Consider the following 24016-nt stretch of genomic DNA (forward strand, 5'->3'; position numbering starts at 1 on the left):
GGACAAGCCGAGGCACGAAGAGGAATAGGCAACTGTATCTTTCGGCTTGTCCGAGGCATCCAGAAAGTATTCGCTAATATTTCAAGAGATTTTCTGGTTTACCTCTTTGATAATTGTCATGATTTTCTTTTAAGATCTCTTTAAACGTTTCTTCTGGATAAAACCCAATACGATTCATCAGGCGTACAGTTTGTCTCATATCATAAATTTTTGCTGCTGTATCATTTACAGTAACAAACGTTTTATTACTATCTTCAAGTAAGCTTTGGCTAAGTAATTCTTTTTTTGAACGACCACCAAATCTATTCTTTTTATCCAGCTTATCTTCTAGGGGTATAAAGGGTTTATTTTTCACAAGCTCTCGCTTGGCTTTATAATAGTCACCCAATTCTTTCAAGCTGAATATTTCTTCTTGTTTATTCGTGTATATATCTAAAGAGGGATTTCTTGTGACTGAGGGCTCATGGCAGGCTGGTGGGGGAATTTTTCCGTTACTGAATACTACACTGAGCATTTCATTGATCTTATAGGGAAGATAAATCACCAAAGTTATACTGGCTAAGACAAATAAAATAGAGGGAAATAATAGAGGTCCCACAAGGAACAAGGAAAGAGATAGCCCTGCTGATGCAGCGCCAAGGCCAAGAGCTGTGAGCGTAAAAGCAGATTGTTGACGTAGCCAACCTAAAAATTTTGAAAATTTTGAATCGCTTTCGTTCTTGTATAAATCAACGAAAAACCATAAGGTTTTGTCGGCTAAAAAACCAATAACAACGCTCGATACAAATGCATTGATAAGCATAGCGGCCAAACCCAAAGCAGGAAGCACTATACTCGGTAAAAAAATAGGTAAAAGAGTAAAAAGTAAAAATAAGGCACACGTCAATACCATTTGCATTTTGTGGTTTGCAACAAAGCGTAACCCAGGGCGAATGACATAGAGGTATGGAACCACACCTGTATAATAGATAAACCCTCTACCTAAAGTATAAAGCCAGAAGTTACGTCGCTTATTTTCCTCATTATCCGATGCTGTATCTATCTTGATAAATTGTGTTTCGGCAAAACCTGTATAATTAAGAGCATGATCAACAAACTTGTTAGGCCCTTGTTTATTAGCCGGAGGAATTACATGAAAAATATTCCACTCAGACTTCCAGGCGCCAAATCGAGAAACAGGATCTTTCCCGCCTCTCAATACAGTGACCTCCGGTTTGGTGGTTAGCGTTTCCCAATTGTCAATATGATCCTTAAACCAGGAATCATAAAGACCAGCAGGATTTAGTGCATGTACCTGGGATAATTTATCGCCTTGATCAATAGAAAACAGAAGTGATAAAGAGCCTCCCAAGCTTGTCCCACAAACTTTAACTTTCTGAGTCTGTGTTGCAAGCCAGGCAAGTATTCGGCTACGCCCACTGAGATACAAATTATTACCAACCGTATCAAATCCTTTTAGATCAGAATTCACTTGCTCGTTGAACCCTTGTCCAGCTGGATAAGTTGTGCCCATAAATATAAGATGAGATTGTGCTTCCTTATCAGCAATAGGTTCTAATCCATAAGCAAATACTCTATCTTCATCCTGGATAAATAATTTATGAAAGCCATTAGTCGGTGTTAATTCAATAGGCACAACTTTATAGTTAACCAAGCGCCATTCGTTATTTATCCGTTGTGGTATAGTAATTGATTCGTAGGGATTAATATCACTATACGGTAACAGCGTTAAACAACTGCTAATATAGAATTCTGCTTGTGTTAATTGCGCTGGGGATAATTGATCTTGTGCTTGTAGTTGCTTATAAATAGTCTCAAAACCTTCCTGAAAGGCTAAGCGCATACCTCGCATTAATTCCCTATCGCGACGAACAAAGACTGCTTGAATAATTTGAGGAGAGATAATCTCTGGCCAGTTTTCGTGCCATCCCATCATTAAAATTCGTAATGCATTTCGGGCAGTTGCAGCAGCTTTATCGCTGCATGCTGGGGTCCTAACATCTTCAAATTCATCATTATGAAAAAAACGTAGCTCTAACCCGCCTGCATAAAACTCACCATCTCTCATTGACATGTCCTCATCTTAGTTTGAGGGACTAGCGTTTCTTTTTTCTGGCAAGAAACCACCTATTTGCGCATCCCACATTGCCTTGTATAAACCACCTTGTTTAATCAAATCTTTGTGCGATCCTTCTTCCACAATAATCCCTTTATCAAAAACCAAGATTCTATCCATGTGTAGTAAAGTTGATAATCGATGAGCAATAACCAATGTCGTTTTATTTCGCATTAGCTCAAATAGAGAGGCTTGTATTGACTCTTCGGTTAAAGAATCAAGCTGCGACGTTGCTTCATCCAAAATCAGAACTTTGGCATTTTTTAAAATCGCCCGCGCAATAGCAATTCGCTGCCGCTGTCCACCTGATAACTTAATTCCTCTTTCCCCCACCAAGGTTTCATAACCTTGCGGCAAATTAGTAATAAACTCATGGCAATGGGCCTGCTGGGCGGCATTTATCACCTGTTCTTCTGTTGCATTTAAATGTCCAAACGCAATATTTTCGAATAAACTACGATGAAACAATGTGGGGTCCTGGGGAATCATACTAATCGCCGCTCGCAGGGAATCTTGGGTAACGAGGCTAATATCCTGTCCATCGATAAGAATGCGTCCTGCCTCTACATCAAAAAAGCGTAAAATTAAGTTGATAAATGTCGTTTTACCACTGCCCGAATATCCTACCAAGCCTACTCTTTCTTGAGGATGAATAATTACAGACTTATTTTGAAAAACCCTATTTCCTTTCTGATAATGAAAACTCACATTTTCAAAGGCAATACGTCCCTCAGTCACTTGCAATTGCTTTGCATTTTTAACATCTGTGACCTCTATAGGCGTCATAATGAGTGACAATGCTTGTTTGGCGATGCCTATTTCACGAAATAGATCAGCCATTGCATGACTTAACATCCACATCTGAGTCATGATGGATAAAACGGAACTGAAAATAAACACCAGGTCACCAGTGGAAATTAACTGATGTTGCCAAAAAACGATAAGAAGAAATACGGTTAATCCCAGCATGATTGTCACAGGAATGTCGAGAAAGAGACGAAATACATTCATGTAAATAATCAATTTTTTATTGCTCTTTGCTTCACGTTTTTGGCTTTTAGTGAGATATTCTAATTCATCATGCGTGCGGGCAAATAATTTTACAGTCCCTATATTTCCTAAAGTATCCACGATCCTACCGCTTAATTCACTTTTATCCTCTGCATTTTCTTCGGAATAATGATTAATATTTCGCGCAAAATAGAGGCTTATTGAAAATTGAATGATCACCCAAGTGAGTAATATCACTGCAAACCAAACATTAATCGTTATCAGTACTAATAAAGAAGCCAAAATAGCACTGAACGTAGCAATAATATTCCAACTAATGATCATGCGAATTGTTTCAAGTGAACGTGGCAAGTCATTGACTTTATTGGCCAGACTACCTGCCATTTGATTTGAAAAATAATAATAAGAATGTCTTGATAAATAACTAAAAACTGACATACGAACTTGTGCTTGAAACTTTGGAATTACATAACCTTGCCACCAATTCTGCAAACGAATAATCGACACCGAAATGACCCATGCCCCACCACCTAACCACAAAGCAGGGGCTACAGCTAAAAAAGCGGCTGAACGATTATTTTGTTGTGTAGTTAGACCATCAACAATCATTTTAAGGGCATAAGGAAAAACAGTGGTTTCAAGCACCATAGCAATGGGAGCTAGAAAAAAAAGAGTGAACGCAACTGGTTGTTTTTTTATAAAATGCCAAAAAAAAGCACTAAGCTTTTTAGGAAGATCCCATTCGGATTTAGAGACATAAGTTTCCACAGAGGTAACTCCCCTTTAAAATCCTTATACGAAATGAGCAATTCTAACAAAATATAACGCAATAGAATAACCTATAATATTCAACAAGGATTATAAGACATCAAAGGAGTGATCCGTGAGTGCCCTAACTGACAGAATCGAACAAGCAATTGCGGCTTATAAAAGTGTTTTCCTGGATCTCAATAACGGTCTTAAGATTAATCTTAATGCATCCGCAGGAGACATCCATTTCTATTCAGATAATGGAAGCGACTATATTGAGGTAAAAACTGAGAATGGCTCAATTCTTTATAATCTGAATATGACGATTGCGATAAAAATTTCGAATTGACATGTCCCTAACAATACTCATCATAAACGCAATGAGGCAAGCCATAAAAACTTAAATAACACTGAATTGGATTGCTTCGCTTTTATCGCAAAAACGTCGATGTTCATTGCGACGCTGTGAAGCAACCCACTTTGATTAGGCTATAACTGAGAAGCCAAATAGTATACCATGCTGCACAGGAATGCTCGAAAAATGCCAACTGTCACTCCAAGAGTTCTGACGAAGCCTAGGATTACCTCCAAAAACCCCCTGATAAAGCAGATTCAAGCTGGTTACTTCCGTAAGAGGATAACCAAAACCCGCCTGCACTTCTCCGGCTAGCTCCGTTTTATTACTGATAAAATCAGTCTCCATTTGCCACTGGCGGTAAGCAATCCCCCCCTTAAGTTGCGTAAAAAGCAAACTTTCATTGATGGGAGTGGTATTTGCAGTAAGGAGCAAATCCAACATGGGTTTTACTGTAGTTTTAACAACACCGCCCAAAATGTCCAAAGTATTCACTGGCACAGCAACGCGCATGCGATTACCATTCTGCACCCCCACTTCCAATCCAAATGCAGTTTGCGTTGTTGTAAGTAATTCTGCAGCGACTGCCAAACGTCCTAATGGAGTTTTACCCTCGTTACTGTACATATGTTGATATTGTCCGTAGCCCAAACTTGCTATAAGAGACCAACGATTGCCTTGTGTCTCTTCAAGCGAAATAGCTGGTAGGTAACTTTCTGCCGAGGCATTAAGTGATAGAACACACCCCAGCGCGATTATTCGCGTTCTATATGTCATGCGCTCATCCTTTTTTATAATTATTAAATAACTTTTTGATGCTACGAGATAAGCTTCATTTTATACGGTATTTGTAAAGTTTTTTCCAGAGGATCAAGCAATTTTACTAATTTAATAATTTTTGACTAGTTCAGATAGTTACTTTCCATCTGCGTTATTGCATTTGTTGATTAGTTAAAGCATTTATAAAATGCATGATCTGCATAGTTTAAGAGCTCGAGATCATGAGGACTATCACCATATGCATAAATAATATAATCATTTCGATTGCTATACAATTTCTTGAATTGCTCAACCTTCTCTTGACCTAAACAATACGGATTTAACATGCGTCCAGTACTTTTGCCGGTGATAGGATCAAACTCAAGTTCGGTACAAATGACTTCCTCGATTTGATACTGCTTAGCCCAAGGTTTCAGATAAATATCTAATGCCCCACTAATAATCATGCAAATATGCCCTTCCTTCTGGTGAAAATATAAACGCTCCAGTGCTTCTTTACGAATGTGATTTACTAATATATGTGTGATGAAATTTTCTGCCTGAAATCGTAGCTCCCGCTGGCTAAATCCGTTGAGTAAAAAGTTATCCAGGTAAGCCCCTCTGGAAGTTTTTTTAAAAAGATTTAATTTACTCATGCCATGTTGGCAGTACTCCATAAATAAGCCACTGAATAATTTAGAGCGTCCGACTAAATGTTTAAAGAACATTAAGCGACTGGATCTTCCTGTTGTCAGTGTGCCATCGAAGTCAAATATAGCGATTGTTTTTTTTGTCATATCATTGCCAAAGCGTTGAATTGTAAACCCAAGACCCTTTTAAATAGGGCTGCTATTTTCGTTAAAATAAAGCTCAATAATAATGTAGTCTAAAAAGGAATCTCTAATTTAGGATTGATGCTCAAGATTAATTCGCGAAATAATAATTTAATTAACTCCAGGTCCTGCTCTGTTTTTCCTTCAAAACGAGCTGTGAGATAGGGTGTTGTGTTGGATGATCGTATCAGTCCCCAACCGTTTGGAAACTTAACGCGCAATCCATCAATATACAAAACCTCTCCCCCTATGAATGGAGCCAATTCTAAAAGCTGCTCCATGAATAGTTGTTTTTTATGTTCAGCAATTGCTATTTTCAGTTCTCCTGTTGCAACTGCTGATGGGAATTGATTATAGAAGCTATACGCATCCGCTGGATATTGGCTTAATAATTCCAAGACGCGGGCAGCGGCATAAATCCCATCGTCATGTTCAAACCAGCGATCATAAAAATAAAAATGACCGCAAAATTCACCTCCAAGCACTGCTTTATGCTTCACCATACTTTCTATGATATGAGCCATGCCTGTTCTAGTCATAATCGCTCTACCTTTATGGGCAGTGATATAGTCAGTTAATTGCTGACTGCATTTAATGTCAAAAACAATCGCAGCATTTTGTTGTTGTTCTAATAAAGCAGCAGCAAATGCGAGTAATACTTTATCAGCACAAATTACTCTACCGTAGTTGTCCACAACACCTAGACGATCACCGTCACCGTCAAAAGCCACCCCCAAATCAGCATTTTCTTGTTGCACAATTTTCGCCAAATCATACAAATTCTCTTCCAACGCAGGATCAGGATGATGATTAGTAAAAGAACTTTGTACATCACAAAACAAAGGAATAACGTCACAACCTAAAGCGGCTAATAACTGAGGTGCTACTTTACCGGCTATCGCATTTCCGCTGTCAACGACCACTCGTAGTTTTCTTGTTAACTGAATATCATCTTTGATAGTTTCAATATAGTGAGCGACTAATTTATCAGAATCATAGTTTGTTAACCTGCCATGACTATTTTGGATTAAATAGTTACTTTCAATTATGCGATGATATAACCCTTCAAGACCTGCACCGTGATAATTCTTCCCAGACAATATGACTTTCAGTCCATTGTAATTACTGGGATTATGACTTGCAGTTACCATTAACCCTGATGAGCATTTGAGAAAATTCATTGCGAAATGAAGCACAGGGGTGGGTAAACAGCCAATATCAATTACATTAACACCAGCAAGTAACAATCCATAAGACAATGCTTTTGCAAATTCCTCGCTACTTTCTCGACTGTCTCGACAAACAATAATACAGTTTTGTTGAAACAGCTCTCGTAATTCTGAACCAATAACCAATCCTAAAGTATAATAAGTATTCTTATTAAGATACTTACCGATAACACCACGAATATCATAATCCCTGAAAATATCCATTGAAGATGTTTTAATTACTTCTACCCCTTCCATACCCTTATCTCCTTACTCAGAGCAATAAGTTCTTTGCAAGTTATAGTTGGATTTTTAATAATCTCTGCCAACACTTTCAGGAATTGTTGAACAAAATCAACAATAGTCTCTGTGTTGTATAAATCACTTCGGTATTTTATGTACCCAGATAAACTGCCATCATAGGTCCACTTAAGTGATAGTTTTCGGGGTTTCTCTCCCCACAATGGGATATTGGGTTGTTTCAAGCAAACTGGTTTCATCGAAAAACCAACATCAAATTGCTCAGGCTGCAAAACTTGAAAATCAAAAGAAGTATCAGGAACAGGTAAATCGAGCTCGACCATCTGTTCTGGTTGAAAATATTGATAAGGAAGTGATTTAGCAAAATCGTCCTGGATTTTATGAATAAATTCAATAAAGCTGTACTCTGGTTTACAATGCAAAATACTGGGTACTTCGTTGGCGATATTTCCTACAGTTGTCTTATAGTCCTCTAAATCTCGCCCTGAGACTAAAACTGTAACGAACGCATGGGTTGTATTAGCCATGTTAGTCAGCAGAAGACCATAGATAGCTAATAACACAGTAGCAATCGTTGTTTGATTCTGCTTTACCATATGCTGTAATGCTTTTAATTGTCTTATTGTGACAGGAATAATTTCCTTGCTCCCTACCTGTGGTGTCATTGACATTTGTCGCTCTTTGTCGACCGGTAACTGGGGAGGATTAAAGTTTTTTAATTTCTCACGCCAAAAGTTGGCGTAATGCTGATAATTACCATTTACAAGATTTAGTAGCTGCCAATTGATAAAGCACTGATAAGGGACAGCAGCTGGCAGCGATGTATAGCTATGGGTTAAATATAAATGATAAAAATGCAATATATCTTGCAAAACAATGAGGCTACTTGCTCCATCAGTAAGTAAATGACTAATGTTAACAGTCAATAATGCCCGCTCCCTTGCACACTGAATTAAGGTACTTTTGAATAAAGGTGCCTGAGCTAAATCAAATTGCTGATGACCAACTTGCCTTAATTGTTTCTCGATATATAAGTCATGCTCCTCATCGGAGAGTTTACTAAAATCGAGACGATCGAGATTAAATGCTACCTTCTCATGGCAATATTGAAAAATATTGCCCAAATAAGAATGAAAGCTACAACGCAGCATGTCATGACGATTAATAACAGCTTGTATACTCTGCTCTAAAATATCGGCATCAATAATACCGTTTAATTCGAGAGAGTATGAAACAACATAAGCAGGATTGTCTGGTTGTTGCTGTATATGACGCCATATTCTTACTTGTTGCAGGGAAAGCTGCATGAATTGGGAGTTTGGCGGCATCAAAACATTGGAATCACTCCTTGTTTGCTTAACGCTGCTCAATTGCTGCTGAATTACTTCAATCAATGTATAAATAGAATGATTTTCATAAAGTAATACTTGAGCTGTTAAGTTGACCTCAGGAGGCAGTTTAGCTTTTAACTTATGCAATAAATCAACTGCTAATAAGGAGTCCATGCCCAAAGACAATAAGGTATTGTCTCCAGTGATCGGTTTATTCTCTGGTAAATGTAATATCTTTTGAATGGCTGTAAATAATACATCGTTGATATAAAGCAACTGTTCTTCTTTACTAAGATCCTTTAAATTCTGCCAAGGTTCATCATTTACTTTTTGAATTTTCTCAGTCTGAACTATCCGAGATAATAGTTTTCTGTGACTCCTGGGAAATGCCCGCAGTTTGTTTTCAGAAACAGTATGCGGTAGTAAACAAAGCTCGGTAGCAGAAGAAGACATCATTGCCTCTAATGTTGCCATTCCCTCTTGTACTGGAATATTTTGAATTCCAACCTCTAACCAGGATTGATTTTGACGACGCGTCATTCCAAGCCTTTCCCAAGGACCAAAATTGATGGCCAAGGCAGGCAGGTCTAACTGATGACGGTAATGTGCTAAACCATCAAGAAAAGCATTCGCAGCAGCATAATTTGCTTGTCCTGAAGAACCTAGCAAGGAACTTATTGAGGAGAATAAAATAAAATGCCGGAGATTAAGTTTCAGTTCAATACTTAAACAATGTAAATTCCAAGAACCTTGAATTTTTGCCTGAAAAACATCCTCAAAATGCGTCCAGTTTAGACTTAGCCACAAACTGTCAGCCAATACTCCCGCTGTGTGAAAAATCCCTTCAATGGCAGGCATTTTTTGCTGAACACTAAGCAATGTATTTTTTAACTGCTTAAAATTACTAACATCTGCCTGGAAGTAAGAAATAGTAACGCCAGCTGTCACCAGTGTGTCTAATTGCTCCTGAATACCGTTGAGTTCCCGTCTTCCTAGCAAGACAATAAAGCGGGCTCCTTGCTGTATTAACCATTGACATAAGGTAAAGCCAATTCCACCAAATCCACCAGTAATAAGATAAGATGCTTCGGCATTAATCACCTTATTGCGCGATAATTTAAGAGTATAATCATCGAGTCGTTGGGCATAATAGTTATTTTGAGACACAGCTATCACTAATTCTTCATAATTACGGCCTATCAATTGCAACAGGTGATTAGCGACCTCCTCCCCTGTAGCACCTGATTCAAAATCAACTAACTGACAATCTAACTTAGGATATTCAAGCACTAATGTTTTACACATACCCACTAAAGTCATGGATAAAGGCATATATTCGGCTTTAAAAGGAGAAAGTGCCGCACTGGTTGCAACCCAAATTTTATTGATATTTTTTGCTGTGGCTAGCGCTTGTCCTAAATTCAGCATGCCAGAACAAGCCCTTTGCAAAAAGTTATTAAATTCTTTGTTACTTAGTGAGGAGACCTTATTTTTTTGAAATCCCCAAAAATAAATTACACTAAAAGGCAATGAGATGTTGTTAAGCAGCTGTTGAAAATGACTAACATCTATTGGATTGAGGGTGACACTATTTTTATTCTCGCTATAAATCTCACCAGGCTTAACCACAATGACATTATCAAGATCACTGCACATTTTTTCCAGTGTGTCAGTATTCTCCTCATTGGCAAAAATTAGCCAAAGCTCTGATTTATTATTGACTATAGCCATTGGCGAAGATAGTTTCTCCCAACCGATTTGATAAACAGATTTATTTAATACTTGTTCGAGATAATCTTTTTCAGGTCTTTTATTGTCAGACTTATCAAGTGGTAACCAATATCGTTGACGTTGAAAAGGATAGGTTGGTAAAACTTGAGGGCAAGGTTTAATTTGATAAGGATTATCAAAAGAAAACCAATCTATATCAATTCCCATTCGATAAATTGATACTAGTGTTCCAGAAAGAATATCCCAATCTTTTTGTCCTTTTTTCAAAGATGTTAACCACAATGCTTCATCTGGGGTGGGATGATGAGCCATTGCGAAACTCAACAAGACAGGTTGAGGGCCCATTTCAAAGAAAATAGTATAGTTTTCTTTGATTAATTCATTGATCCCCACACTAAAATTAACCTTAGCCAGCACATGTTCGGCCCAATAATGCCCATCTATAGATTCAAGCGCCTTTCCTGTCACATTAGAGATAACCAGCATAGTAGGTTTGCTGTAAGTTATGGTATTAGCAATCTGGGTAAATTCCCTGATCATTGGTTGCATAAGCTCTGAATGAAAAGCATGCGCCACATCTAGTTTTGTTGTTTTAATCTTTAAGGTCTGACAAAAAGATTCTAATCGCGAGATTGCTGTCATATCCCCTGAAAAAACAGTTTGGGTTTTACTATTAATAGCGGCAATCGCTAATATCGCATCAGGAATTTCATTATGGACTATCTTCAATAATTCCTGTGCTTTATTGCCATCGACTACCAAAGCTAGCATAGCCCCTGGCTTTTGCATTTGCATAAGCCTTGCGCGCCAAACGATTAACTTTAACCCATCTTCTATACGCATCATGCCCGCAATAGTTGCAGCGACATACTCTCCTAAGCTATGGCCAATCACGGCAGTTGGTTTAATACCCCAATGAAGCCATAATCGAGCCAATGCATATTCAAGGATAAATAAAGCGGGCTGAGAATACTCAGACTCTTGCAGAAATGTCCCTTTTTGTGGATTAAACATCACCTCTTGCATGCATTCAGGAAAATACTCATTAACAATCCGACAACAATAATCTACCTCCGCTTTAAACACAGGTTGAGTGCGATAAAGTTGCTTACCCATCTCTGAATATTGTGATCCCATGCCAGTGAATAAAAATGCAATTTTTTTTAAACCACAAGGTGGCATAGACTGAATAGAAGCATTTTGTAAATTAATCTTTAATTCATCAACCGTCTGTGCGTATACAGCAAGCCTAAAATCTAAGTGACTTCTTTCGGTATTCAAACTGTGACAAAGACTCGGTAAATTGAGCATTTTTTCGTGTTCAAGCAATGCTAATAAATTACTGCGTTGTGCTTTCAAAGCATCCTGTGAGTGTGCCGAGAGTGTAAGGATATGAACCGGCCGTTCAGGGGTTGTGGTAGGCTGTTCTATTGATTGTGGTGCTTCTTCCAATACCAAATGCGCATTAGTTCCTGTAAATCCAAAAGAACTTACGCCAGCATAACGGATAGGATAAGTTGCCGTGGTTTCCCAAGACTCCAGATTGACAGGAACACGCGCAGGTATTTGATCCAAATCAATTAAAGGATTCACCTGGTTAAAATGTAAATTGGCTGGGATTTTTTTATGCTGCAATATTAGAATTGTTTTAATGAGCCCTGCCATTCCTGCTGCAGCCTCCAGATGGCCAATGTTTGTTTTTACTGACCCAATACACAAAGGTGTCTCTCGAGATCCTGTAGCAAAAATATCTTTTAATGCATTAAATTCAATAGGATCACCTAAGCGAGTGCCTGTACCATGCGCTTCAACATAACCAATTGCATCAATGGGTAAATTTGCTAAATGAATTGCTTTAGTGATTAATTCTTTTTGGGCAACAGGACTAGGAGCAGTAATACCATTACTATGACCGTCACTATTTACAACAGCACTTTTTATCACTGCTAAAATTTTATTTCTATCACGCTTTGCATCACTAAGTCGTTTAAGAATTACAACGCCACCACCTTCACTACGCACATAACCATTTGCATTTGCATCAAATACCTGACATTTGCCATCAGGAGAAAGCATGCCTGCTTGAGAAAAGCTAATGCTTAAAGAAGGCTCAAGAATAAGATTTACTCCTCCAGCAATTGCCAAATCACAACTGTTGGTCTGTAAATCCCGACAAGCGTTGGATACTGCAACCAAAGAAGATGAACAGGCTGTATCTACTGCAAATGCTTGACCACGTGTGCCGAAAAAATAAGCAATTCTACCAGCAGCCGCACTGTGAGCATTCCCCAAGCCATAAAAACCATTTACATCCTGAGCATAAAAATTTAACTTGAGATGACTATAGTCATTCGAAGAAATACCAACAAAAACCCCACTACTAGTATTATCTAATGATAATGGGGGGATACCACTGCATTCCAACGCTTCCCAAGTTAATTCAAGTAATAATCGATGTTGGGGATCCATCTCATTGGCTTCACTTGAACTAATGTTAAATAAAGTCGCATCAAATTTATCAATATTATCGATAAAACCTCCTTTGCGACTGATCATTTTTCCGGGGGTAGCAGGTTTTGGATCATAATAGTCAGCTATATTCCAGCGTTCAGAAGGAATTTCTGTAATACCATCCCTACCGTTCTCTAATAGTTGCCAAAAGGTTTCGGGGTTATCCACTTGTCCTGGAAATCGACAACTCATACCTATAATTGCAATAGGTTCAAAGTGGGCATTATGTAATTGCACAGTTTCATTTTCGGGAAGACCTCCCATTAAATATCCCGCTAATTGTTCTATTGTTGAGTAAGTCCATAACAAACTTGGATTAATTTTTGTTTTTAGCTTTTCTTCAAGAGCCACGCAAAAACGCACTGCTTTTAACGAATCGATACCGTAATGCGCAAAATTTATTGTTGGTATTATTTGCTGCTCGTCAATTTTTAGTTCCGATGATAACCATTGTTTCATCCATCGCTGTAATTCATCAATTTGCTGTGAGGATTGCCCAGAATCAGAAGGACCCTGTTCAAATCCTCTTTGCCATTGAGCGATAATTTTCAGCTCATTGTTTAACAATGCTTGTTTACATAAATTTCGCTGCACTTTGCCACTTGAAGTTTTAGGCAAGGTAGACTGTTGAATAAAAACGATTTTTGACGGTAAAATTGAAAATTCTTCAGAGCAACACTTTAAAATAGCTGAGAAGATCTCATCGAAATTTTTAGCATGCCGATGCACTTCTTGTACGATGACCAGCTCATAATCTTCTTCGCTTTCTAGAGCAAAGGCAGCTGTTCCTGAGGGAATTAATTGCCTGTGAGATTCTGCAACAGAAGCCTCAAGATCTTGGGGATAAATATTCTGACCGCGAATAATAATTAAATCTTTTAATCGACCAGTTATAAATAATTCACCATTTTCATCTTTAAACCCTAAATCCCCTGTTTTTAAAAAAAACTCTTCATTATTTTGAAGACGCAACCTGAATTGTTGTTCTGAGAGTTCAGGTTTATTCCAATAACCTTGTGCAACAATGGGACCTGCGATAGTAATCTCACCAATTTCATAAAAACCCAAAACCTGATTTGTTCCCGGAACAATAATGTTAACTTTATGGTCTGAATCAACTTTTCCACAACTTACCAGGCTAATTTTACTAGGATAAGTATCCTCTACTTTTTTAATCTCGTTGCGCTTTAACGCCTCTTTATCAACATGTAAAACAACGGTCTTTCCAGTTGGCTTTTTCCCTGAAACCATAAGCGTTGTTTCTGCCATTCCGTAGGTTGGATAGCAACTTTCTGCTTTAAAACCGCAACTTGCAAACGCTTGTGCAAATTTTTCCAAAGTTTTCGCGTTGACTGGTTCAGCGCCATTGAGTGCGATACGCCAGTGAGATAAATCAAGCTGTGCTTTTTCTTCTTCGGTAATTGTATTTATACATAATTCATAGGCAAAATTGGGAGCTGGTGAGGTATCAACCTGATGATCACTAATTGCTTTTAACCAAAGAAAAGGTTTTCTTAAAAATCGTGTTGGAGCCATTAAAATAACATCGGCATCCACTGTAAGCGGATACAAGATTCCACCAATAAGCCCCATATCATGAAAAGGTGGCAACCAGGAGCAAACTTTGCGAACACTTCTATTAAGAAGTTTTGAAATTACATTCGCATTGGCAAGAATATTTCCATGACTAATCATCACCCCCTTAGGATTACCCGTTGAACCTGACGTGTATTGTAAAAATGCCAGTGTATCCTGAGTAATTATTGGAAATTTTTCTTCGTCAATATCCACCATTTCGGGGTGGTCTATCAGGAATAATTGCAAATTTTCGAAACAATATTGATTACTCACCGGCGTGGTAGTAATCATCACTGAAGCAGAAGCATCAGCAATCACAGAATACAAACGCTGGGTATGGCGAGTATTAGAGGGAGGATAGGCAGGAATAGCTGTGATTCCAGCCATCAAACAACCTAAGAATGCAATGATATAATCAAGGCTTGGTTGAAGTAATAAAATGGCCCTGGAGCCACTCGATATTTTTGGCAATAAACAAGAAGCGACTCCTCTTACTTTTTGTAAAAGCTCAGCATTGGTGATTAGATATTCCTCTTTGTCACTTAAAAATGTGTAGACCAGTTTATCAGGAAAGGTTTCAACACGAGATTTGAGAATGTCAATTAGAGTAATATTTGTGACTTTTTCTCTCATAGTTTAGGAGCCCTATATTCGAACAAACGAACTACTCAATGAAAAAACTATAGACCATTTAAGCGGTTATGTTTAAATTATGAACAACTAAAGATAAAAAATTAATTTGGATGATTTCCTCATATAAGTAGCGTAAACTGAGAAGTCATTGATTAAGAAGAAGTTAATATCAACACCGGAGTTATCATGAGAAAGACAAGGATTGCAATAGTATTTATTTTCTAAGCCCTGCTTGGTCTTTCGACCTTACTTAGCGCTTGTTCTGGCAGCAGAGGTTCTGACTCTGAAGATTATGGTGGCGGTGGTGTTGGCAGCTATGCTGGTACAGGTGGCATGGGAGGAAATGGCCGCTAACTTGAAGTAGCCGGTAAACGCAAAAAGTTAGAACCCCTCCCCACGTGCCTAGGCTTGTCCGAGGCAGGACCCAGCAATAGTCCTTTATTGCTACATTTCAAAAGCAGGGTTATCTGATGGCGAATCAGAATCTTTCTTCTCTCCTTTTAATTTCCCATTTATAGGATCCATTGTATCCGGAACAATGCTTGATTGTTCACCAATGGATATGAATGGTTCATCAGCGGTTAGCTTTTCTCGAATTAATGGGAAATGGGTTCGTGCCTTAATAAAATTGACGATATTTTCTTGCTGTTTTTTTGGCGAATCAGCAGGCCATATTTGTTTTGCTATTTCTTTTAATTCTTTTACACCAGAAATAATAAAATCTTTGCGACGATGGAATAAACTCCAGGAAGCACTTTTACCTTCCTGTTTCTTCTCATGCTTTACAAGTTGTGTATCGGACATCTGCAAATAACTACACAAGCGTGTAAAGATAAAATAATTCTCGTTGAAACGATCAGGTCCCAATTCAAATTTATTTTGATGCATAAAAATAGTCGCCGTTGTTGCTAACCAATCGACTGCAGGAGGATGAGTTTTAGCATCAGGATCTTTACGACTCACTTCTTCCAAAGCAAGTGCCAATCGAAAAGAAGAAACAACACTATCTACTGCAGATTGATGAGTAGGTAACATATCTTTGCGTGTATAATTAGGTCCACCTGGCTCCAGGTTAATTATGCGAGGAAGCGTTTCTAATTGTAGATTCTTGTGCTGGTAAAGCTGATAAATATCCAGCGCTAATCCTTTCATTCGCGCATCATTTATCCTTGCAGTATCACCCGCAAAATAAAGAATTTCTTCACGATCTTCTGGACTTATTGTCCATCCCATCACTAAGGATTGATGCGAATCATGACCATGTCGGCCTGAACGATGATCTGCCGGAACACTACAAAAGGTAACGGTCTTTTCAGAGTTTGACGTTAATGTTATCTGTTCGTGCCATTCAAAACCATGTACGTTAGTAAACCCTAATGATTTAAAAAAATCCTCATCGCCAATGGGAACTAATAACCTTGGCTGATGCATCACTAATTTTTTAAGAGAATCAACATCCACATGATCACGATGATTGTGTGATATCAAAATGACATCAATGTGTGGCAACTCTTCGGCTTTAACATTATGTCCTAGATTTTTGGTCATTGCGGGATAAATAACCGGCGCTAAATTTCCAAAAACAGGATCAGTAAGAATATTCATTCCCGAAGTTTGAATTAATTGCGTAGCATGCCCTAAATTATGAATAGTAAATTCATCCTCTTTATTAGTTATGGCATGTTTCTCTCCCTCTTTATAAATGTCTTTGGCCCCGACATTTTCTTGTTGCTCGAAGTAAGCTAATTTCATTCCGAGTTGAGTAATAAAAAGCCATGTAAAAAAGATATTAAATAAAGGAGGTGTGGTTGATAGCCAACGAAAAAAACGTTTTATCTGAGTTTCACGAAAAATTCTTAAATCAATAAATTTGTCAAGATTTGCCTCGCTCGTTACGTAACGGCCATCGGAGCGCCTTACTGGAGATAGAAACTCCTTCATTTGGTCTTCATTAGCGCTAAAAAATTCTTTTGCGAACTCCAAAAAAGTATCTGCGGTTAAATCCTCTCCAAGGTTTTCCTGACGTTGTTTTTTGAGAGAACGCTGATGAATCTTTTTTGTATTAGCCATAATCGAAGTATTTGAGAATAGAGATACCTATAGTTTAATTTTCGAACAAATTTAAGTCAATGTGGATTTTATTTGAAAAAACTACTACTCTCATGCATGCTATGGCCCCCTTTCTTTAAAATTTCATTCTTACGTTCATTAGCTATTTCTAGCTCACGTCCAGGGGTTTTGGTGCTGTTTTTAAAAAAGCTATGAACCAAATACATCCTTTTATTATTGATAGTAAAGAGAGTTCTTACCGATCGATTTCCAGTAATATCTGAACGTACTTCCCAAAGTCTTTTCTCCAAATATTTTACCTTGGGCATTCCTACAGGCCAATTGCATTCAACTTCATTAATATCCCTGCCTATAATTTTTTTATCCGTCTTGGCGAGTAACTTTAGCCAGGTACGAACTGGTTCCAAGCCATTAGGCTTACGATAAAAAACAGCGGTGAGGATTTTTCGCAGAGGCATTTGCAATAATTCAAAAACAAATAGAATCAACATTATACAAGAAGAAAAATAAATATCATATTCTCTATAAAACCTGCGAAGTCTATCAAAGTCAACTTGATCTTATGCGCAATTAAAGCGATCATTTTCCCTTTTTGACTGTAAAGGAGTTCGGTGTGCAACACGAAACAATGGAATATGATGTAGTCATTGTTGGTGCAGGCCCTGCTGGTTTGTCGGCTGCAATAAAACTTAAGCAACTTGCCGCAAAAGAAAATAGGGAAATTACTGTGTGCATTCTTGAAAAAGGAGCTCAGGTTGGAGCCCATATTCTTTCCGGCGCAGTATTAGAACCAAGAAGCTTAAAAGAGCTTTTACCTGACACTTGGCAAGAAGCACCCCTGGATACACCTGTAGCACAAGATGACTTTTATTTTCTGACTAGTCAGCGATCCTTTCGTCTCCCGACGCCTAAGCCTATGCAAAATCATGGGAATTATATCATTAGCCTAGGTGAGCTTTGCCAATTTCTAGCGACTCAAGTCGAAAACTTAGGATGTGAAATTTATCCAGGCTTTGCTGCAGCCGAAATTCTTTACAACACCCATGGTCAAGTTATAGGGGTTGCTACAGGTGACGTAGGCGTTGACAAAGCAGGCGATAAAACAAGCAATTATCAACCAGGAATGCATTTGTATGCAAAACAGACTCTTTTCGCTGAAGGATGCCGGGGGCAACTTAGTCAAAATTTAATGCGACGTTTTCATCTACGTGATGAGGTTCAACCTCAGACTTATGGAATTGGAATTAAAGAGGTCTGGCAAATTTCTCCAGAAAAACATCAACTTGGGAAAGTTATTCATACTGTCGGATGGCCTTTAGATAATGCCACCTATGGTGGTTCCTTTATTTATCATTTATCTAAAAATCGCGTGGCTCTTGGTTTTGTGATAGGTCTTGATTACACAAATCCTTGGCTTAATCCTTTTGGTGAACTACAACGCTTTAAAACGCACCCAATGATGCGAGAGCTGCTTGAAAAAGGCGAACGTATTAGTTATGGTGCCCGAGCACTCAACGAAGGCGGATGGCAAGCAATGCCTAAGCTTACGTTTCCAGGTGGAGCTCTCATTGGTGATGCTGCAGGGTTTTTAAATGTCCCCAAAATTAAAGGCATTCATACTGCAATGAAGTCAGGCATGGTTGCAGCAGAAGCCTGTTTTGAAGTCTTAACCAGGGAAAAAGACGACGTTCAAATTGAAATCAAATCCTACCCCGAAAAAATAAAACAATCCTGGCTTGAAAAAGAGTTATACCAAGTCCGAAATATTCGGCCTGGTTTTCGTTATGGTCTTTGGATAGGTTTAGCGAATGCAGCGTTTGAAACTTATATAACTCGTGGCAGATCGCCATGGACACTGAAACATCATGCTGATCATACAACCTTACTTCCTGCAGAGAAAGCTAAAAAAATTGACTATCCAAAACCAGATGGGGTTTTAACATTTGACCGGTTATCTTCCGTCTATTTGTCAAATACTTATCATGAGGAAAATCAGCCTAGTCATTTAAAATTACGCAATGCCAAACTTGCGATTGATGTTAACTATAAGCTCTATGCGTCACCTGAAACACGCTACTGCCCTGCTGCTGTTTATGAAATTGTTCAAGATGAAACAGGACCGAAGCTACAAATTAATGCGCAAAACTGCATTCACTGTAAAACTTGTGACATCAAAGATCCACGTCAAAATATCGTTTGGCAAGCCCCCGAAGGAAGTGGTGGGCCTAATTATATCGAGATGTAAATGGATGCCTCGGACAAGCCGAGGCACGTAGGAAAATTTCTTTGGTGATTCTATGCTCACCTAGGCAGTAGATTAGATCATCTGAACTAACCTACCCTATTAATCAGCTATTCTTTACGTGCCTCAGCTTCTACCAGGCACCCAGAGAATATTTAGTACGAGATAATTTTTTGAGATTGACGCCCTAATTTTCTTGTTTTAAAACACGCAGAAATTCTTTTATCCAAGGTGCATTTCCAAACCAGGTAGCCCCGGTAATTAATTTGCCATCAACAACAACACCATCCAGGCCTGAATCAACAAAATGCCCCCCTGCGTTTCTAACATCCGGTTCACAAAAACCAACTGTCGTGCATTTTTTATTTTTAAGTATGCCAGCTTCAGCAAGAATTTGTATGCCATGACAAGTACAAGCAATGGGCTTATTGGCATCATGAAAATGCTTGACCATTGCTAAAATATCTTTGTTAAGTCGTTGATATTCCGCAGCCCTCCCCCCTGGAACAATTAAAGCACAATAATCGTTTAAATTTAGTTTTGAAAAATCGGCAGTGATAGGGAATAGATGCCCCAATTTCTCCGTGTAGGACTGTAATTCTGGTCTATCCAAATCATGTACAGCTGTCTGAATAAAATCACCCTTCTTTTTATCGGGAGAGACTGTATCGACGTGATAATCATTCATAATCATTGCTTGATATGGAAAATACACTTCAAGATCTTCGTTGAAGTCCCCAACAATCATTAAAATTTTTTTTAAGCGTGACATAATGCACTCTGGTCAATATTTTTGTTCATTAACTATGGCAGAGGGAAGCGGTTACTGTCTACAAGGATATACAGCAAATTTAGGGATGAGTAGTATAATTCAGAGAGTAGTAAGGGGTTAGACTCTTGCAACGGTTCGCTGCTCAAGTGGAGGCCACCAAAAGTACTTTAGGCGTCTTAGTCTTTGCTAAGCTGGCTCACCATACTTTTATTTGACTTCCTCGATTATATTGTTAGCCGTGCAAGATTTTCTAACCACAATTTATGATAACAATGTCAAAAATCTGAAACAATCGAAATAAGCGTAGTTATTGTTAAGAAAAAGAAAATTTCGAATCCAGGTTTGGAGGCATTTGATACCACACATAAAAATTAATTAAGGTACAAACCTTTTTTATACTTATTTCTTGCACTTTTTAATTCTTATACATACTAAATAGATAAACAAATTCAATAACTATGTGATGTTCAGTTCTAAACAGTGTGATTCTCATCGTTGGTTCAGGTTTTGGTGGCAGTGTTTTCGCAATGCGATTGGATTAAGTCTATAACGTTGTTGTAGTTTTGCAAGGTAGAGGAAGTATTCGCCTAACTGCACTACTTGCCGCAATCCCTCATCTGGTGATTAATCAGGAGCCTCAAACCTACGATTCTCACGCAGAAGCAAGTGGAGTGGTCGTACCCGCGGATACCACAAGAATGATGCATTTAATGGGTGAGCACATCCTTGAAGGAACAATTACTTCGCTATTACCCCAAAATTATTTGGTTAACCCTGTTTTAGATATGATGATAGGGTATCAGGTGATGATGCCAATCCGTACCTTGATTTATTAATTAGAAATACTGTGTTTGTTGGTTTGTTTGTGATAGCCGCTAATATGAAATTAACTCCGGCAGCTTTGCATGATGAAGGTTACTCTTTAAATCCTACAGCCGTCTTTAAATATCTAAAGTCGGGAGAGGTAGCACGCTCTCTTTTATATAAAGCAAGTCGGGGAATATCAACACAGAACCTGAGGTTTTTTGCAACTCGATTAACAGAACACAAGAGCTTGCTTGTATATCTAGCCCAAGCGGGTGGAATACCCCGCATGGTACTTTCGCCAGAGGACTTTTTTATTGAAAATAGACAACAGGAACCAGAAATTCATACTCCTGTCTTGAACTAAATCAAAGCTCCTATTGAAGAACGGTTCAATGTAACACTTAAGCAACTGAATTTTAAAAAGAATACTATTGCACTGTATTCTTTTATGGACTTCTATTGTATTCTAATGCTGCCCGAGGATAACCAAATAAGGACATTTCATGAAAGCAAAATTTTTAGTTTCATTAACCTGCAGTGCGGTTCTTTTAGCATCAGGATGCTCTTTAAATTCCAACTCTAACGATGTTTATGCTCAACCTGCCAACGTAGTTATAACTCCTGCGCAAGCAAAAGTAGATGCCAAGATTTTAGGTGGTTTAATTGTTCTTAACCAAAATGAAATTGCAGCCGCAACAGAAGCTCAAAGAAAAGCCACTAATCCAGCAGTAAAAAATTACGCAGCCTGGATGAACAAAGCACATAGCCAAAATCTACAGGAAGTTCAAAATGTAAGCCACAGACTCGGCATTGCTCCAGTCAATGGGAATGTTGCGATGATGCTCAAACAGAAAGGCAGACAAGAGTTAGCTACTCTTAACCGCCTAAATGGTATGGCGTTTGACAGAGCTTATATCGGTGCAATGGTAAAAGATCATAGCGCTGCATTACACTTAATCGATCACAAGCTAGCTAACGAAGCAACTAGTCCTCTGCTAAGAAGACAGTTAGAACTTACTCGTGCTCATGTTGTACAACATCTCAAACAAGCACAACTTATCCAAAGAGAACTTGCTTAATTTGATTATACTATCCCGTCCTCTGGGATAAAACCAAACTTCAGAGCAATCTAGAATAGGTGTTGGGGGTCACTGACCCGACACCTTTTTTATTCAAGATTATATAAGTTTTGATTACTTCGGATCGTTTCACTTTGAAGCGAGTGGCGATAATCCTTATCGAGCAAGAGCATATCGAAGAGCAGCCCGTATTCTTTTAAAATTAGATAAAGGGCTCGTAACTCTCCTTGAAACTGATTTTGACCTGACCAAACTTCCCTGGATTCGTAAAGGTATCGCCTTTACCATCCTTCATATTTTAAAAACGAATGAAATCCCCAAAATAAAATATCAAAGCAATAAATTGGAGAGTGAATTAAAACATATCCATGGCTTAGGTAAGAAACGAATTGCCGTGTTAAATGACCTAAATATACGAACAAAAAAATCTTTATTAGACGCTATTAATAATCAAAATCTTCGTCATTTAAAATGGATTACCCTTAAGTTCGAAGAGCATCTTAAAAATGAAATTAAACATCCAAAATCAAGAAAATTTATTCGGTTATATCATGCCTACCCGATAGTGAAAATTCTAATAAAAAATATGCAAGAAATTCATGAAATTATCCAGGTTGAATGCATGGCGATTTTCGCCGGAAAAAGGAAATTTAGAGCAAATTGATATACTGGCTGCGACGGACGAGCCTTCTGTTGTCATTAACAAATTCACCCAGTTTAGAGAAGTCGTCGATATACTTTTACAAACGCCTAATCAAGTCAGCGTGAATGTTTGGTCAGGTATCAAAGTTAATTTATTCCTGGTCGCTTTGTGATAACAGGTTACCCCGTTTGATTAGCTTAGGCGATATCAAAGGAGATTTACACTCTCATACAAATGAGACAGATGGAAAAGAGACTTTGGAAACCATGGTCCATGCAGCCATTGAGCGAGGTTATGAATATCTTGCAATTACTGATCATTCTAAACGTTTAGCAATAACCAATGGCCTTGATGAAAAACGTCTATTCAAACAGATAAAAGCCATTGATAAGTTAAATTCCAGCATAAAGAATTTTGTAATTCTAAAATCTATAGGTGAATATTTTAGAAGATGGTTCCCTTGACTTATCCGATGATGTAAAGGACAGGTTTAAAATGCCCCAGAACAAACAAACAGAACGCATTCTAAGAGCCATGGATAATCCCTATTTTAACATTCTTGGACATGCCACAGGGCGTTTAATCAAGTCAAGACCTCCTTATCCTATTGATATAGAACGAATATTTAAGGAAGCTTCTGATAGAAATTGCATCATCGAATTAAATGCTCAACCTTATCGTCTTGATATTAATGATATTTATTGCAAACTAGCTAAAGAAATGGATGTTAAAATTGCTATCTCAAGTGACTCCCACAGTGTCCGCGAATTTGCTTATATGCAATTTGGCATTTTTCAAGCCAGAAGAGGCTGGCTTGAAAAAAGGAATGTCATTAATACTTACCATTGGAATGAAGTAAAAAAAATAATTAAGAGAAACTAGCTATTCCTCGTGTTTTAGCTTGTCAATTTACTGTTTTTATTGGCCCCATTTATCTGAAACCTTATTTCACTGCCCTTGAGCTTTATTTCTCATTAGTAACAGGAAATTAAGTTTTATTAAGAAAACTCAATTGATCATTTCTAAACCAGTTGTGCCATAATTAAGGAGGAAGAAGCTCGCTATTATCATGAAGGAGTCACTGAAATCTAACCTCAGCGAAAAAGGAATTATCATGAGTACACTTGGCTTAATATTATTAATTATTATCTTATTGGCTGTCTTACCCGCCTGGCCGTATAGCAGCGGATGGGGCTACTATCCTAGTGGAATTGTAGGATTGCTATTAATAATAGTAATCATTTTAATGTTAACACGTGGTGGCGTCTAGATGACGCCCAATTTGTAGGTTACGTAAGTAACTTACAAATGCGTGATACATTTAGG

At 38.1% G+C, this 24016-nt stretch carries 19 protein-coding genes; 10 read left to right on the forward strand and 9 right to left on the reverse strand.

Features of this window, described 5'->3' with window-relative positions; translation table 11 throughout:
- Positions 1-73: 73 nt before the first annotated feature.
- Together LHA_RS09225 and LHA_RS09230 are read right to left on the reverse strand one after the other, a co-directional pair.
- Positions 74-2068 carry a DUF1275 domain-containing protein gene (locus tag LHA_RS09225; protein ID WP_045106287.1) on the reverse strand — a complete coding sequence of 665 codons (1995 nt, stop codon included), beginning with the start codon at positions 2066-2068 and terminating at the stop codon, positions 74-76.
- A 15-nt stretch (positions 2069-2083) separates the two neighbouring features.
- Positions 2084-3895: an ABC transporter ATP-binding protein gene (locus tag LHA_RS09230; protein ID WP_052673659.1), complete on the reverse strand. Its 1812-nt coding sequence runs from the start codon at positions 3893-3895 to the stop codon at positions 2084-2086.
- A gap of 115 nt (positions 3896-4010) precedes the next feature.
- On the opposite strand from LHA_RS09230, the gene LHA_RS09235 reads away from it, so the two are divergent.
- Positions 4011-4226, forward strand: a complete 216-nt coding sequence (locus tag LHA_RS09235) for a hypothetical protein (RefSeq protein WP_045106288.1) — start codon at positions 4011-4013, stop codon at positions 4224-4226.
- Between the two features lie 135 nt (positions 4227-4361).
- On the opposite strand, the gene LHA_RS09240 is transcribed toward LHA_RS09235, so the two are convergent.
- The 6 genes from LHA_RS09240 to LHA_RS09265 form a co-directional block, all read right to left on the reverse strand.
- Positions 4362-5009, reverse strand: a complete 648-nt coding sequence (locus LHA_RS09240) for a hypothetical protein (protein WP_045106289.1) — start codon at positions 5007-5009, stop codon at positions 4362-4364.
- A gap of 170 nt (positions 5010-5179) precedes the next feature.
- Positions 5180-5788: an HAD-IB family hydrolase gene (locus LHA_RS09245; RefSeq protein WP_045106290.1), complete on the reverse strand. Its 609-nt coding sequence runs from the start codon at positions 5786-5788 to the stop codon at positions 5180-5182.
- A gap of 89 nt (positions 5789-5877) precedes the next feature.
- The gene (locus LHA_RS09250; protein ID WP_045106291.1) at positions 5878-7290 is read right to left on the reverse strand and encodes a phosphomannomutase/phosphoglucomutase; all 1413 of its coding nucleotides are present in this window, start codon (positions 7288-7290) and stop codon (positions 5878-5880) included.
- On the reverse strand, positions 7278-15077 hold the full coding sequence (locus tag LHA_RS09255; RefSeq protein ID WP_052673660.1) for a type I polyketide synthase: 7800 nt from the start codon (positions 15075-15077) through the stop codon (positions 7278-7280). The genes LHA_RS09250 and LHA_RS09255 overlap by 13 nt, the downstream gene beginning before the upstream one ends.
- A 444-nt stretch (positions 15078-15521) precedes the next feature.
- Positions 15522-17147 (reverse strand): MBL fold metallo-hydrolase, encoded by a 1626-nt coding sequence (locus LHA_RS16075; protein ID WP_052673661.1) that lies wholly within the window; start codon positions 17145-17147, stop codon positions 15522-15524.
- Positions 17148-17215: 68 nt separating this feature from the next.
- Positions 17216-17638, reverse strand: a complete 423-nt coding sequence (locus tag LHA_RS09265) for a type II toxin-antitoxin system RelE/ParE family toxin (protein ID WP_052673662.1) — start codon at positions 17636-17638, stop codon at positions 17216-17218.
- A 122-nt stretch (positions 17639-17760) separates the two neighbouring features.
- On the opposite strand from LHA_RS09265, the gene LHA_RS09270 reads away from it, so the two are divergent.
- Positions 17761-19392 carry an electron transfer flavoprotein-ubiquinone oxidoreductase gene (locus LHA_RS09270; RefSeq protein ID WP_045106292.1) on the forward strand — a complete coding sequence of 544 codons (1632 nt, stop codon included), beginning with the start codon at positions 17761-17763 and terminating at the stop codon, positions 19390-19392.
- A gap of 184 nt (positions 19393-19576) precedes the next feature.
- Here LHA_RS09270 and LHA_RS09275 read toward each other — a convergent pair whose 3' ends face one another.
- Positions 19577-20161, reverse strand: coding sequence for a DJ-1/PfpI family protein (locus LHA_RS09275; protein ID WP_045106293.1), 585 nt, complete (start codon positions 20159-20161; stop codon positions 19577-19579).
- A 563-nt stretch (positions 20162-20724) separates the two neighbouring features.
- Here LHA_RS09275 and LHA_RS09280 point away from each other — a divergent pair.
- The 8 genes from LHA_RS09280 (at position 20725) to LHA_RS09305 (ending at position 23960) form a co-directional block, all read left to right on the forward strand.
- Complete coding sequence (locus LHA_RS09280; protein WP_045106294.1) at positions 20725-20997, forward strand: hypothetical protein; 273 nt, start codon at positions 20725-20727, stop codon at positions 20995-20997.
- An 11-nt stretch (positions 20998-21008) separates the two neighbouring features.
- On the forward strand, positions 21009-21332 hold the full coding sequence (locus LHA_RS09285; protein WP_045106295.1) for a hypothetical protein: 324 nt from the start codon (positions 21009-21011) through the stop codon (positions 21330-21332).
- Positions 21333-21471: 139 nt separating this feature from the next.
- Positions 21472-22047: a DUF4142 domain-containing protein gene (locus tag LHA_RS09290; protein ID WP_045106296.1), complete on the forward strand. Its 576-nt coding sequence runs from the start codon at positions 21472-21474 to the stop codon at positions 22045-22047.
- Between the two features lie 103 nt (positions 22048-22150).
- Positions 22151-22711 carry a nucleotidyltransferase family protein gene (locus LHA_RS17670; RefSeq protein WP_370447946.1) on the forward strand — a complete coding sequence of 187 codons (561 nt, stop codon included), beginning with the start codon at positions 22151-22153 and terminating at the stop codon, positions 22709-22711.
- Positions 22647-22862 (forward strand): hypothetical protein, encoded by a 216-nt coding sequence (locus LHA_RS16955; RefSeq protein WP_147292338.1) that lies wholly within the window; start codon positions 22647-22649, stop codon positions 22860-22862. Before LHA_RS17670 ends, LHA_RS16955 begins: the two co-directional genes overlap by 65 nt.
- Before the next feature lie 16 nt (positions 22863-22878).
- Complete coding sequence (locus tag LHA_RS17520; protein ID WP_256597150.1) at positions 22879-23154, forward strand: PHP domain-containing protein; 276 nt, start codon at positions 22879-22881, stop codon at positions 23152-23154.
- Positions 23155-23185: 31 nt separating this feature from the next.
- Positions 23186-23572, forward strand: coding sequence for a PHP domain-containing protein (locus LHA_RS16085; protein WP_052673664.1), 387 nt, complete (start codon positions 23186-23188; stop codon positions 23570-23572).
- A gap of 232 nt (positions 23573-23804) precedes the next feature.
- Positions 23805-23960, forward strand: a complete 156-nt coding sequence (locus tag LHA_RS09305) for a DUF3309 family protein (protein WP_082060400.1) — start codon at positions 23805-23807, stop codon at positions 23958-23960.
- Positions 23961-24016 lie beyond the last annotated feature (56 nt).

Origin of the sequence: Legionella hackeliae, assembly GCF_000953655.1 — a bacterium.
GTDB classification, from domain to species: Bacteria; Pseudomonadota; Gammaproteobacteria; order Legionellales; family Legionellaceae; genus Tatlockia; species Tatlockia hackeliae.